The sequence below is a fragment of the Pontibacter sp. LHS2 genome (assembly GCF_058932845.1).
This window is the reverse complement of the sequence record NZ_JBZYWG010000002.1, coordinates 692,775-707,009: the sequence shown is the minus strand read 5'-3', so window position 1 is coordinate 707,009 and position 14,235 is coordinate 692,775. Positions and strand designations below refer to the sequence as shown.

General features: G+C 48.7%; 7 protein-coding genes. 4 read left to right on the top strand and 3 right to left on the bottom strand.

The features are described from left to right. Positions 1-15 precede the first annotated feature (15 nt). Together lysS and AC5FX6_RS11665 are read right to left on the bottom strand one after the other, a co-directional pair. Positions 16-1,542: a lysine--tRNA ligase gene (gene lysS / locus AC5FX6_RS11670; protein ID WP_493597229.1), complete on the bottom strand. Its 1,527-nt coding sequence runs from the start codon at positions 1,540-1,542 to the stop codon at positions 16-18. Positions 1,543-1,720: 178 nt separating this feature from the next. Then, on the bottom strand, positions 1,721-2,749 hold the full coding sequence (locus AC5FX6_RS11665) for a hypothetical protein (protein ID WP_493597228.1): 1,029 nt from the start codon (positions 2,747-2,749) through the stop codon (positions 1,721-1,723). A gap of 265 nt (positions 2,750-3,014) precedes the next feature. On the opposite strand from AC5FX6_RS11665, the gene AC5FX6_RS11660 reads away from it, so the two are divergent. The 4 genes from AC5FX6_RS11660 to AC5FX6_RS11645 all read left to right on the top strand — a co-directional run bounded on the left by AC5FX6_RS11660 (position 3,015) and on the right by AC5FX6_RS11645 (position 12,330). After that, positions 3,015-4,175 (top strand): trans-sulfuration enzyme family protein, encoded by a 1,161-nt coding sequence (locus AC5FX6_RS11660; RefSeq protein WP_493597227.1) that lies wholly within the window; start codon positions 3,015-3,017, stop codon positions 4,173-4,175. A 179-nt stretch (positions 4,176-4,354) separates the two neighbouring features. Next, positions 4,355-7,735 (top strand): choice-of-anchor J domain-containing protein, encoded by a 3,381-nt coding sequence (locus tag AC5FX6_RS11655; RefSeq protein ID WP_493597226.1) that lies wholly within the window; start codon positions 4,355-4,357, stop codon positions 7,733-7,735. Between the two features lie 315 nt (positions 7,736-8,050). Further along, positions 8,051-11,788 (top strand): choice-of-anchor J domain-containing protein, encoded by a 3,738-nt coding sequence (locus AC5FX6_RS11650; protein WP_493597225.1) that lies wholly within the window; start codon positions 8,051-8,053, stop codon positions 11,786-11,788. Between the two features lie 155 nt (positions 11,789-11,943). Next, positions 11,944-12,330: a hypothetical protein gene (locus tag AC5FX6_RS11645; RefSeq protein ID WP_493597224.1), complete on the top strand. Its 387-nt coding sequence runs from the start codon at positions 11,944-11,946 to the stop codon at positions 12,328-12,330. 109 nt (positions 12,331-12,439) lie between these two features. Here the strand turns inward: AC5FX6_RS11645 and ggt are convergent, their stop codons facing one another. Next, complete coding sequence (ggt, locus tag AC5FX6_RS11640) at positions 12,440-14,179, bottom strand: gamma-glutamyltransferase (RefSeq protein WP_493597223.1); 1,740 nt, start codon at positions 14,177-14,179, stop codon at positions 12,440-12,442. Positions 14,180-14,235 lie beyond the last annotated feature (56 nt).

Below are 14,235 nucleotides of genomic sequence, written 5' to 3'. Positions count from 1 at the left end.
ATTTATCTTATTAGATTACTCTTCTCTTCTCTCTGGCTTCATCTGTGGGAAGAAGAGCACGTCCTGAATGGAGTTAGAGTTTGTCATGATCATGGTTAAGCGATCGATGCCTACACCTAAACCGGCGGTTGGCGGCATGCCGTACTCCAGCGCACGCAGGAAATCTTCGTCCAGGGCCATAGCCTCCACATCACCGCGTTTTGCCAGTTCCAGCTGCTCTTCAAAGCGGGCACGCTGGTCAACCGGGTCATTCAGTTCCGAGAAAGCGTTACAAATCTCCTTGCCGTTGCAGATAGCCTCGAAACGCTCTACCAAACCTGGCTTGTCGCGGTGCTTCTTGGCCAGTGGGCTCATCTCAACAGGGTAATCTGTGATGAATGTTGGCTGTATCAGGTTAGGCTCTGCTGTTTCACCGAATATTTCGTCAATGATCTTGGCCTTGCCCATGGTTGGGTCAACATGGATGCCCAGTTGCTGTGCCGCCTGACGAAGCTCCGGTTCTTCCATGTTCGAGATATCGATTTTGGTGAAGTGCTCAATGGCTTCGTACATGGTGTAGCGCTTCCATGGGCGGGCAAAGTTGATAAGGTTTTCGCCTACCTGAACTTCAGTTTTACCGTGCAGCGCAAGAGCTACTTTCTCTACCATTTCCTCTACCAGATTCATCATCCAGTTGTAGTCCTTGTAAGTAACGTAAAGCTCCATTACCGTAAACTCCGGGTTGTGGAAACGGCTCATGCCTTCGTTACGGAAGTCTTTGGCGAACTCGAACACGCCATCGAAACCACCTACAATGAGGCGCTTCAGGTATAGCTCGTTGGCAATGCGCAGGTATAGCGTCATGTCCAGCGTGTTATGGTGCGTCTTGAACGGACGGGCTGCCGCGCCACCATGTATAGGCTGCAGAATTGGAGTTTCTACTTCCAGGTAACCTTTCTCTGCAAGGAAGTTACGCATGGTGCTTACCAGCTGCGTACGCTTCTTGAATGTTTCGCGCACATCTGGGTTCACAATCAGGTCGACGTAGCGCTGACGGTAACGCAGCTCCGGGTCAGTGAAGCCATCGTGCACAATCTCGTTGCCGTTCTCGTCAATCTCACGCTTCACGATAGGCAGCGGGCGAAGGGACTTGGTCAGTACTTTCAGCTCTGTTACGTGCACCGAAATCTCACCTACCTGCGTTACGAAAGCATAACCTTTGATACCGATAAAGTCACCAATGTCAAGCATCTTCTTGAACACGGTGTTATACATATCCTTGTTCTCACCTGGTGCGATATCATCACGTGATACATAGATCTGGATACGGCCCGTGCTATCCATCAGCTCAGCGAATGAAGCTTTGCCCATCACACGACGGCTCATCAAACGGCCAGCCAGAGTTACTTCCTGGTAGTTGTTCTTCTCCTTATCGAAATTCTCCTTTATCTCTTTGGCCGTGGCCGTCACTTCAAATGTTTCGGATGGATATGGGTTGATACCCATTTTCTCCAGCTCTTCGCGCTCGTGGCGTCTGCGTAGTTCCTGTTCGCTGAGTTGCATGCGATTTTAGTACTAAATGTGACTATTATATATAAACTGCAAAATTGCTAAATAAACAGGAGGTTTTAAACATTAAATTGCTAATTGTTGGCTGTTAAATTGTTGTGGCGCGCAAAGTAAAAGCCCCGGCAAGCAAAACTTGCCGGGGCTCCCATATATGTAGTAGAACAAATCGGACTTAAGCAGCTGTGCGGAGTTGCTGCTCGTCGTCCTGTAAAAGCGGCTTTACTTTGTCTTCCAGTCTGGCTGCAACAAAAGACTTTTGCAAGTAAGCAGGCAGTTCCTGCACAAAAGCTTCATACTGCTGCAAACTCATAGCCTGGGCTACATAACACTCGTGTATACCATTGAGGTAGCTCACAATCTCCAGAAGCGACTCATGGAACAGTTTGAAATCAATGTCAGACTGCACGAAACGCTCGATCTCACGGTGTGAGCTGGAGATGCGTAACCTGGCCAGCAGATCGAACATAGTCGTATAGCCCACGCGCCAGGTCAACTGCTGCCAATGCTGCGGGCCGAACTTCTGTAGCACTTCACCAGTACGGCTGCTGCGGATGGCTGTATTTGGATTAGCCTGTACCTGCTGTCGTATGGATTTGGCTTTCATGCGACGTGTCGTGCGCAAAAACTGACCGATCTGTGACTGTGCTTCAAGCTCTTTGCCCGCAATCTGCAGCCCCGGTTTGTAATGTGCCAATGGCAGTCGGTTGATGCGGAAATCATCGAAGTGCCCAGATGCATAAAAACTCATCGCCTGCGGATAAGCGTTCTTCACAATCAGACGACCTGCCTCACGCATGACCACTGCTTCGTTGCTCGTCTTGATCTGACGGGTATGCAGGAAGGCCTGCAAACTCGCAAATACGGTATAGTAAGCCTGTGGGAAAGTCCAATGGAGGGCATTCCGAATATAATTCTCATCTCCTAACTCTGCCGTGGTACGCAATGCATACTCTGTGTTCCAGCTATTCAGCAAGAGTTTTTTCACAGCTTCTACATCTTCTTCGGAAAGCTCCGCAGGTACTTCCTTAAAGAAAGCCAATTGCTGCAGGCCCATTCCATCATAGTGGTTGAGGTGATAGTTTATCGCAAAAAAGTAGTTCAGGAACACCTGTGCCGGGATGGATTTATACCATTCCTTGTCAAGCTGTTTCTGCTCTTCCGGATACATAGATATGATGTTTTCTTCTTCTTTCTCTTTCATGTATTTAGAACATTATTGGTACGCTAACAGTTGCAATTTTCAGCTATAAATACATGTGGTATTGAATTTTAATTTATTGATAATCAATTGATTGCGAAGATGTTGAAATTTTTTTTTCTTACACCTATTATGTTGCTGTAATGGACACTTTTTGAGGTGTAATAGGGGGAACTCATACCTGTAAAAACCAGAAATAGGGAAGGGGTCAGAGTAATAACCTGAAGCTCAAAATGGGAGTACAAGAGTGGGACTAAACCCGCATATTATGGAGCTATCTTACATCTTAAATGAGTTAGGCGAAGAACGGGAAATGTACTACAACGCCGTAACGCCTCCCATCCTTCAAACGAGTAATTTCGCTAGTAAAACAGTGGAGGATATGCGGCGCATGCTTCAGAACGAAGCGGAGTCATACCTGTATACCCGAGGCAATAACCCGACCGTGACCATGTTTGAGAAGAAGATGGCCGCACTCGAAGGGGCTGAGCATGCCATTGCTTTTGGGAGCGGTATAGCGGCAGTTTCAGCAGCAGTGCTCTCACAGTTGAAGGCAGGTGACCATGTGGTGAGCGTTGAGAAGCCCTACGGCTGGACTAATGTGCTAATGAATCGCTTCTTGCCTCGCTTTGGGGTAGAAGTGACCATGGTGGACGGCACAGACACAGAGAACTACCGCCAGGCTATCAGGCCCAATACAAAGCTGTTGTATATGGAAAGCCCTAACTCCTTTACGTTCGAGCAGCAGGATATAACAGCCGTTGCAGCACTCGCCAAAGCGCATGGCTGTAGCACCATCATTGACAACAGCTTCGCTTCCCCGCTCAATCAGAATCCGCTGGCGATGGGAGTGGACCTGGTCGTTCACTCCTGTACCAAGTACGTCGGAGGCCACTCTGATACCATGGGCGGTGTAGTTTGTGGCAGCCGGGAGATGATCAATATGATATTTGAGCGAGAGTTTATGACGCTAGGCGCTATCTTGTCGCCGCACGATGCCTGGCTGCTGTTGCGGGGCTTGCGGACACTGCCTGTACGTATGGAACGCGTTGCCGAGACAACCAGAAAGGTAGTGGATTGGATAGCAAAGCAGGAGCAGGTTGAAAAAGTCTATTATCCTTTCCATCCTTCCAACCCCCAATATGAACTGGCGAAGAGGCAGATGCGCAATAATACAGGCCAGTTTACGATTGCGCTCAAAACGGATGACATCCAAAAGGTCGACAACTTCTGCAATAGTCTGAAGCACTTCCTGATGGCTGCTTCCTGGGGAGGGCACGAGTCTCTGATTTATCCCGCGGCGGCTTATTATATAAATGGTAGCCACAAAGGAAAGCTCGACTTTAACTTAGTGCGCTTTTATATAGGTTTAGAGGATGTGGATTATCTTATCAGCGACATTGAACAGGCACTGAGCAAAGTAGAATAATGTATCTACAATAAAGGTTAATAGGATAATTAAATAATTTAATGCTAAGATAACATTACATCAAAACCATCTGCTTAACTTTGTTTCGATGGTTTTACACTCTCTCTTTAGTAACCTCAAGCCAGTGCATATCAGTGCATTGCGCTATTTTGTCCCAAAATCAAATCACTCTTATACGTATGTTTAAACATCTACACAAAGCCTCTGCTTTTGTGCTGGCCTGCTGTGCCTTTTTGGCTGGCGGCGAAACTTTAGCGCAGACCAATCCGCAGCCACAGCAGCTGCCTTACACGCAGGATTTCAATGACCTGCCACACAACTCTACTGTTTATCCTGAGGGGTGGCAGGGGTGGCAGTTGGCGACTTCAATTAGCACGAACTTCCGTACCAACGCACCGTCTGATGACAGAGCTCTGCTGGCAAATAGTTCAGCTAGTACGACTACAGGAGGTGTGCATAATTACAATGGCAAACTCGGTATTTTGGGCAGCGGATCTGTTGACCCTAGTTTTGCCTTTGCAATTGACACTCGCCAGAAGACAGCGGTGACGGTATCTTATGATATGATGACTGTTCGTAACCCTGGTACTCGTATCAATGAAGTAGTTCTGCAATACCGTGTAGGCATTAGTGGAACATTTATTAATATTGAGGGCTCCACTTATCAGAACAATGCTGAAACGCAGACAAACACTGGCAACACTACGCCGCAAAAAATAGAGCGTATCCTAATTACTTTGCCAGAAGCTGCAGAAAACAAAGAAGTGGTTCAGCTGCGTTGGGCTAACAGAGATGTGAGCGGCAGTGGTTCTAGAGCAGGCTTTGCAGTAGACAACATCGAAGTAAGCAGTCTGAGCGACAGCAAGAATCCATTTGTAATTGCCCCTGCAAGTCTATCTTTAGGTGAAGTAGCTGTGGGTCAGCCAGCAATGTCATCTTATAACTTAATAGCTGGTAACATAGCGGGCAACGTACAGCTGACTGCTACTGGCGGGTATACTGTTTCAAAGCAGGCGGCTTCTGGTTTTGCGACCAACCTGACTTTCTCAGCTGCAGAGATAGCTGAAAACCCAACTGTATATGTGCGCCTGGTTCCTGCTACAGCAGGTGTGTTGACAGGTGCTATCACGCACGCTGGTGAGGGCTTTACATCGGCTACTACAGTGCTTTCAGCCACTGCAACTAGCCCATTTGTGCAAGACTTCAACAACTGCGGTACTACCCTGCCTGGCGGTTGGAAAGCCTTCAGCGTAACAGGTACTCAGGAATGGGCATGTACTACTTTTGGTAGAGAAACTGCCGAGAGCCCACGCAACAACGCGGTGCAAATTAACGGTTTCAGCGGCAGCGCCCGCGAAAACGAAGACTGGATGATTTCTCCTTCGCTCAACCTGATGGACTTCAACATTGCCACATTGTCTTTCTGGACCAGAACTGCCTTTAGAGGTCCTGGCCTGAAACTGATGATTTCTACAAACTACGATGGCACTAGCGCACCAGCCACAGCCACCTGGACTGAACTGGATGGTGATTTCCCGGCAACTGCATCTGATGCCTGGAAGCAGTCTGTTGTGAACATTTCTGCTTATAAAGCTCCTTCTGTTCACGTTGCCTTTGTTTACAACTCCGTTGCTGAAACTGATGGCGCAGCCCGTTGGACCCTTGACGACTTTGAAGTTGAAAACCTGGACCAGTTGCTGATTGCCAGCAACGAGATGTTTGACTTTGGAGTAGTAGAAGTACCTAACGCCTCTGCTTCTCAGTCTTTCAAATTCTCTGCTCTGGGTTACCCACAAGGTATGACCCTGTCAGTAGGTGCTGATTTTCAGCTTTCTAAAAACGGTCAGGCCTATGCTTCTTCTGTTACTTATACAGCTGCAGAAGCAGGTGCCGACAACACAGTGTATGTGCGCTACAAGCCAGCAACCACAAAACTGCGCGCTACCAGCACGATCACGTACACCAGCGGTTCGTTCTCTATGGAGAGAGGCATGCTAACCGGCTCTTCATTGCCGAAATCTAAGACGCTTGACATCGTATCGTGGAATCTGGCCTGGTTCGGCTCTACGAGTGGTGGCCCAAGTAACCTGGAAGTACAGTATCAAAATGCTAAGCGTGTCGTGCAGACACTTGATGCAGACATCATCGCTTTCCAGGAAATTTCGAATGATGCGCAGATGGAGCGTCTTGTGAGCGAATTGCCAGGGTATAGCTATGTGATGTCTGATGTGTACTCGTACTCGCAACGCCCAAGCACTGGCGATAACCTGGACCCGCAGAAACTGTACATTGTTTACAAAAACGAAACGGTGAAAGTGAAGAGTCAGAAAGTACTCCTGAACAAACTGTATCAGGATATTTTGGCTGGAGAAACGACACTGCAAAACTATCCAAGCTCAAGTGCAAGCTTCTGGGCCAGCGGTCGTCTGCCTTATATGGTGGAAGTGGAAGCTACTATGAACGGTGTAACGCAAAAGATGCACCTAGTAAACCTGCACACACGTGCCAACTCTGGTACGGACGTGAGCCGCTACAACATGCGCAAGTACGACGTACAGGTGCTGAAAGACAGCCTGGACGCTCAATATCCGAATGTTAACTTAGTAATGCTGGGTGACATGAACGATGATGTGGACGTATCAGTGGTAAACAACCTGCCTTCATCCCTCAATGCTTTCGTACAGGACAATAACTACAAGACCCTGACATATGACCTGAGCACAACTGGTGCCTTCACCTATGCAGGTGGTTCATTCCAAAGCTTCCTGGATCATATCATCGTGTCGAAGTCTTTGACGGATGAGTACATCGAAGAGTCAATTGCAATTGAGAACCAGTTCCTGAGCAGTATTTCCAGCTTCCGAACATCTACTTCAGACCACATTCCGGTTTCGGCTCGCTTTAGCTTCGAGGCTACTCCAGCTGTTGCTTTCTCAGCGCCAAGCCTGACCAAAACAGAAGGTGATGCGCCGTTTGCGGTAAACATGAGCATCTCGGCTCCACAGGACAAAGCACATACTCTATACCTGACGGTGAAAGATGGTGCTACAGCCACTGCAGCAGATTACACTACTACACCAGTTGCCGCTAACAACGTGATAGCGGTAGATGTGCCAGCGTATGCTACTTCTGCTTCTTTCGATGTAAGCATTATTGAGGATAAACTGGTAGAGCCAACAGAGCACGTGACGTTCTACATCAACGGTGTGACAACTGACCTTGGTATGGCCGCTGCCGCTCGTAACTTTACCTTGTCTATCCGCGACAACAGCACTTCTACAGGTATAGCCAATGGTCAGGATTTGGCATTCCGTCTGTATCCGAACCCAACCAAAGGCCAGGTTGTAAATATCTCGCTGCCAGAAGAAGTATCGGTGTTGGACGAGGTGGCACTGGAACTTCGTGCTGCCAATGGCAATAAGCTTTATGAGCTGGAAGGTAACCTGAGCAGTGTACAGCAGCAATTGAATGAAAAAGTAGCTGGTCTGCGTAACGGTATGTACTATGTACAGGTGATAGTGAAAGGTAAGGTATATCAGACCAAGCTTGTAAGAAACTAATCACTAACATTACTACTAGCAATTACGAAAGAGGCCTCCTGCATAGCAGGAGGCCTCTTTTTTTATACCTGATCCGATTCTTAGAGCAAGGTCTACTTTAGGCTGCAATTGGATAATGATGCAACAAATTTTGAGTATTTATAGAAAATGGCGCATATACTATCTTTTAGCTTTTTCAGGAGGTACAATTCTCTGTATTTGGTTAGCTTTGTATGATGAATTGGCTTACAATCTGTTACCTCTCTACAGAAAAGGCGTCTGAATGCCTGCCACTTCGTTGTACTCTTCGAAAAATCTCAAATCAATCTTATAATTATGCTTAAACATTTACACAAAGCTTCTGCTTTTGTGCTGCTTTGCTGTGGCCTTTGGGCTGGCAATGAAGCGCAGGGGCAGAGTAATCCAACTCCCCAAACCCTTCCGTTTAGTACTGACTTCAGTAGTATGGGAAGTACTACGGAGCTGCCGACTGGCATCGCAGCTTGGTTAAATGGATACAATAACTCCAAGGCCGCAGCCTTAGCATCAACTCCATCGGCTGATGCTCCAATTGTTGCGACTGGCGGAAAACAATCAGGTGGTGCTAGCGTGTATAATTACACAGCAGGCAGCGGAAACAGACTTTACGTTCAGTTATCCGGCAACGCGGCTAATGGCTCTGACCAGATTGCGACTGCTATTAACACCATTGGGAAATCTAGTATACAGGTTTCTTATGATGTGGAATTGATAAACAACCAGCCGCGCTCTGCTGGTGTTACATTGCAGTACCGGGTAGGCGAAACTGGTGACTGGATAGAAGTGGCAAGTACAGATTATACCAGTAAAGATTTGGCGGAAGGCCATATCACTTCGATTAAAGCCATGTTGCCAGCTGGTGCCGAGAACAAAGCCATTGTACAGCTACGTTGGGCGACTTACGAAAATGTAGAAAGTGGCGTAGGCGGTTCGCGTGATGGTATTGCTATTGATAATATTGTTATTGAAGAGACAAATCCCGCTCCTCAACCAGTGCAAGTAAGCACTTCTTCGCTGGCTTTCGGCACGGTAGGTGTAAACCAGGTTGCTGACATTCTTACTTATACCTTAACAGGTCATGAATTGACCAATGAAGTTGTGGTAGCTGTAGATGGTGCTTTTAGTGTTTCCAAAACGCAGGATGGAGAGTATAGCCAGCGTTTGGTGTACTCGCCAAGCCAGCTAGAGGAGCCGCGCACGGTATATGTAAAAGTAGCTACCAGCGCTGTTGGTAACTTCACTGGCACGATCACACACAGCAGCAACGGTGTGGACTATGGAACCGTGGCGCTTTCTGCGGAAGTGTTCAGCCCATACATCCAGAACTTCAATAACTGCGCTACAACATTGCCGGGCGGCTGGACTGCTTTCAATGTAACTGGTGATCAGGTATGGGGCTGTACTACTTTTGGTAGAGAAACTACTGAGAACCCACGCAACAACGCTGTGCAGATCAACGGCTTTAGCGGCAGTGCCCGCGAAAATGAAGATTGGTTGATCTCGCCTTCGCTGGACCTGAGCGACTTCAACATCGCCGCCCTTACATTCTGGACCAGAACTGCCTTTAAAGGCCCAGGCCTGAAACTGATGGTATCTACTAACTACGATGGTACAAGTGCCCCAAGCACTGCTACCTGGACTGAATTGAACGGTGACTTCCCTGAACTTGCATCTGACTACTGGAAACAGTCTTTTGTTGATTTGAGCGCCTACAAAGGCGAAAACGTGTATGTGGCTTTTGTTTACACAGCAGAAGCCAAAGCTGACGGCGCGGCACGTTGGACAGTGGATGATGTGGCGGTAGAGAACATGGAGCGCGCTTTATTGGCAAGCGACTTCAATTACGACTTCGGTATGGTGGCGACACCAAATGCCTCGGAAGCTCAAAACTTCAGCTTCTCGGCTCCGGGTTATGCAGGTATAACACTGAGTGTGGAAGAGGACTTTGAGCTTTCAAAGGACAACGAGACTTTTGCATCCTCTATCACTTACACAGCTGATGAAGCTGCTGCTTCAAACAAGGTATATGTTCGCTTTAAGCCTGCCAGCACCAAGCTGCGCACGACAAGTGCCATTACTTTTACAAGCGGCGATTTCTCTGTTAAGAAAGGTATGCTGACGGGTAGTTCTTTACCAAAGACCAGCACACTGGATATTGTATCCTGGAACGTAGCCTGGTTTGGCTCTACAAGTGGTGGCCCAAGCAACCTGGACCTGCAGTACAGCAACACAAAGAAAGTACTTGAGACGTTAGACGCTGATATCATTGCGCTGCAGGAGATCTCCAATGACGCAAAGATGGAGCAGCTCATCGGTGAACTGGAAGGCTACAGCTTCGTGAAGTCTGATGTGTACTCTTACTCTCAGAGGGAAAGCTCCGGCTCTACCTTGGATCCGCAGAAACTATACCTGGTGTATAAGAATGAAACAGTGCAGATCAAAAGCCAGAAAGTACTGCTGAACAAGTTGTACAACGATATTCTGAGCGGAACAACGACACTGGAGAACTATCCGGGCTCAAGCGACAGCTTCTGGGCCAGCGGCCGCCTGCCTTATATGGTAGAAGTAGAGGCTACTGTGAATGGTGTTTCGCAGCGTATCAACCTCGTAAACCTGCACACACGTGCCAACTCTGGTACGGACGTGAGCCGCTACAACATGCGCAAGTACGACGTACAGGTGCTGAAAGACAGCCTCGACGCACAATATCCGAACATGAACCTGGTGCTGCTAGGCGACATGAACGATGACGTGGACGTATCAGTGGTAAACAACCTGCCGTCTTCTTTGGAAGCATTTGTGAACGACGAAGACTTTAAGACGCTGACTTACGACCTGAGCACAACGGGTGCCTTCACGTATGCTGGCGGTTCTTATCAGAGTTTCCTGGATCATATCATCGTGTCGAAGTCTTTGACGGATGAGTACATCGGCGAGTCAATTGCAATTGAGAATCAGTTCCTGAACAGTATCTCCAGCTTCAGAACAACCACTTCTGATCACGTGCCAGTATCGGCTCGATTCACGTTCAGCGCTACGCCAGTAGTGACTTTCACAGAAGCATCAGTAACTAAAATGGAAGATGCAGGCAAGTTCAGCGTGAATCTGACCTTGTCCGAAGCACAGGCGGCGGAGCACTCTGTGACCTTGATGATTGAAGAAGAAGCCACTGCGTCAGAGGCTGATTACACCGTACCAGGTGCTGACAATGGAAAAATTACTGTAACGATCCCTGCCAACGCAACAACGGCTTCCTTCGAAGTGGAAATTGTGGATGACAACCTGGTAGAGCTTACTGAGAGCGTATCTTTCACAATCCACAAAGCGAGCACAGGCTTGGGTCTTACATCAGCGCGTACTTTCGAACTGATCATTGAAGACAATGACAAGTCAGCGGTGAGTTTCACTGAGACAACTTTGGAAGTAAGTGAAGATGCCGGCGCTAAAATCATTACCCTTAACCTGGATCAGGCGACTGTACAGGAAGAGGAACTGGTAGTAGCGGTTACGAATGGTACCAATGTAACGTATGGCGCTGCCGGTGACTATACTACTGCACCTGCTGTGGCCGATGGTAAAATCACACTCACAATACCGACAGGAGCTACAAGTGCTACGTTTACCATCACAGTGAACGATGACACGGAAGTAGAAGAGCTGGAGACCGTGACTTTTGCCTTGTCCTCTTTCAGCGCTAAGCTGATGGAAGGTGAGAACACTTCGTTCACACTCTCTATACGCGACAACGACATGCCAACTGGCCTTGCCCGTCGCAAGAACCAGGAGTTCCGCATGTATCCGAACCCGACAAGAGGAGCGGTTACCATTGTGCTACCAGAAGATGTATCTTCAGTAGAGGAAGCAAAGATGACCGTGATCTCACCAGAAGGTATTAAAGTGGTTAATCTCCATGGTAATCTGGATGGCGTCATAGCACAGCTTAACCAGCGCCTGCCTGGTCTGCGTAATGGTATGTACTTTGTACAGATCCAGGTACGTGGCAAGGTATACCAGTCGCGACTTGTGAAAAACTAAGCCTTAGGTATAGCTTATGAAAGCGGTCTCCTGCATTGCGGGAGGCCGCTTTTTTTGTGTACAGGTATAGCAGTTCCTGGAGCGAAGTCGTTCATAGAGGTATAACCAAGCCATAAGGCAATCGGTATGAAGTAGACGAACCAAAAGAAATTACTATGACAGACAAACCGCAAATTATAAACAATGTGCACGCTGCTACCCTTATTGGGTCTGGACTGAGTAGCTTTTTTATGAATGAGAAGCGTCCGAAGACGGCACTTATACCTGCAGTAGCCGGAAGCGGACTACTGCTGCTGAGCAAGAATCTGGAGAAAGGCGATCAAACCATGGCACACGTGGCGGTGGGGATCACAGGTCTCTTGCTGGTTCAAACGCTTCGCTCATTCCTGCAAGCTGCCGTGCCGGATGCTGAGACAGAAACAAAATTTGACCCTGCCACCTTAAATCGGCGCAAGCTGATCTTTGGCCTGATGAGCACTACAGGTATAGCTGCGATGGCCACTTACATTGGGGGCTTCATCGAGAAACGCAAGAATAGCTGAGGTATACATGATAAAAGAAAGAGCCCGCAGATGCTATACCTGCGGGCTCTTTCTTTTGAGGGGCTTATAGTAATGATTATTTTACTCAAAAGACAACTGGCCATACTTGTTAAAAACCAACGGCGGTATCGTCACCACGGGGATCGGCTCCGCCTTCCAGTTTGCCGTTGGGTAGTACCAGTATACCTTCCACAGCGCCATATGTATTTCTTTGCTTCAGCTTATAACCCTTACTCTCCAGTACAGCCCTTACCTCAGGTGAGATGGCATTCGGCTCGTGTTGTATTTCGTCAGGCAGCCACTGATGGTGAAAACGGGGTGCAGCTACAGCTTCCTGCATGGTCATGCCATGTTCCACCACATTCAGGATCGTCTGGAAAACAGAAGTGATGATGGTAGAACCACCTGGTGTACCCACGACCATGAATAGTTTGCCGTCTTTTTCCAGTATAGTAGGTGTCATGGCGCTAAGCATGCGTTTGCCGGGTTGTACAGAGTTCGCCTCGCCACCGATCAGGCCAAACATATTAGGTACACCGGGCTTGGCGCTGAAGTCGTCCATTTCGTTGTTGAGCAGGAAACCGGCACCTTCCACCACTACCATAGAGCCATAACCCCCGTTGATGGTTGTGGTAATGGATGCGGCGTTACCAAATTGGTCTACGATGCTGAAGTGGGTGGTTTGGTCAGATTCATATACAGGCAACTCGCCAGCTTTCACTTCTGACGAAGGCGTGGCACGCTCCATACTCACGTTCTGCATGCGCTCCTGCAGGTAGCTGCGGTCCAACAGGCCACTGCTGGGCACTTTATAAAAATCCGGATCGCCAAGGTAGGTAGCACGGTCAGCGTATACCCGGCGCTTCGCCTCGGTCATTACTTGTATGGTCTGTGGCTGCTGCCAGCCGTAGTTTTTCAGGTCATAAGGCTCCACCATGGTCAGCAACTGCATCAATGCAATGCCTCCGCTCGATGGTGGTGACATGGAAATAACTTTGTAGTCTTTGTACTGTCCCGTGATCGGAGTGCGCCACACGGCATTATAATCACGCAGGTCCTGATACGAAACCAATCCGCCGCCGCGCTGCATCTCTTTAACGATCAGGTTGGCTGTTTCACCAGCATAGAAGCCCTCACGGCCTTTATCCCGGATACGCTCCAGGGTACGGGCCAGGTCGAGGTGATAGAGCGTGTCACCAGGCTGCCAGGCCTGTGCACGGGTGAGGTAGGGGGTATGCTTGTTATACCTGATCATCCGCTCCCGGGCATTGTTCAGCATGCGGGCCTCACGTTCAGTGAGCACGACCCCACGGCGAGCCAGGTCAATGGAAGGCTGCACCAATTCAGCAAAAGGCATGGAGCCAAGCTTTTCGTGCAGCTTGATCATACCGTCAACAGAGCCGGGCACACCAGCTGCCAGATGACCCAAGAGGCTCAGGTCAGGTATTACATTGCCCAGTGAATCGAGGTACATGTCGCGGTGAGCGGCTGCGGGAGCTTTCTCTCTGAAGTCAAGTGCGCCGGTTTCGCCTGTGTGATGCCGGTAAACCAAAAAGCCACCGCCACCAATGTTACCAGCTACCGGATAACATACCGCCAGGGCAAACTGTGTGGCAATGGCCGCGTCATAGGCATTGCCGCCTTTGCGCAATATCTCCAGACCGATGTTAGATGCATCCGGATGAGCGGAAACCACCATGGCTTTGTCAGCAACTACGCCTCGCTTAGCGGCCTCAGGCTGCGTTTGAGTACGGGGCGCACAACCCGAGAAGGAGAGGAGCACTGCCGTAAAGCAAGTAAGGGTATAGCGCTTCGATCGGAAGCCTTGGAGCAGGTTGGTGTGTTTCATGAATTCAGGTATAGGTGAGGCGAAGGTGCAAAATAAAAAAAAGCCGGCTATCTGCA

Bases quoted from the DNA above. Each gene is read 5' to 3' on its own strand.
- ggt (WP_493597223.1), bottom strand. From the start codon at position 14,179: ATGAAACACACCAACCTGCTCCAAGGCTTCCGATCGAAGCGCTATACC.
- AC5FX6_RS11645 (WP_493597224.1), top strand. From the start codon at position 11,944: ATGACAGACAAACCGCAAATTATAAACAATGTGCACGCTGCTACCCTT.
- AC5FX6_RS11650 (WP_493597225.1), top strand. From the start codon at position 8,051: ATGCTTAAACATTTACACAAAGCTTCTGCTTTTGTGCTGCTTTGCTGT.
- AC5FX6_RS11655 (WP_493597226.1), top strand. From the start codon at position 4,355: ATGTTTAAACATCTACACAAAGCCTCTGCTTTTGTGCTGGCCTGCTGT.
- lysS (WP_493597229.1), bottom strand. From the start codon at position 1,542: ATGCAACTCAGCGAACAGGAACTACGCAGACGCCACGAGCGCGAAGAG.
- AC5FX6_RS11665 (WP_493597228.1), bottom strand. From the start codon at position 2,749: ATGAAAGAGAAAGAAGAAGAAAACATCATATCTATGTATCCGGAAGAG.
- AC5FX6_RS11660 (WP_493597227.1), top strand. From the start codon at position 3,015: ATGGAGCTATCTTACATCTTAAATGAGTTAGGCGAAGAACGGGAAATG.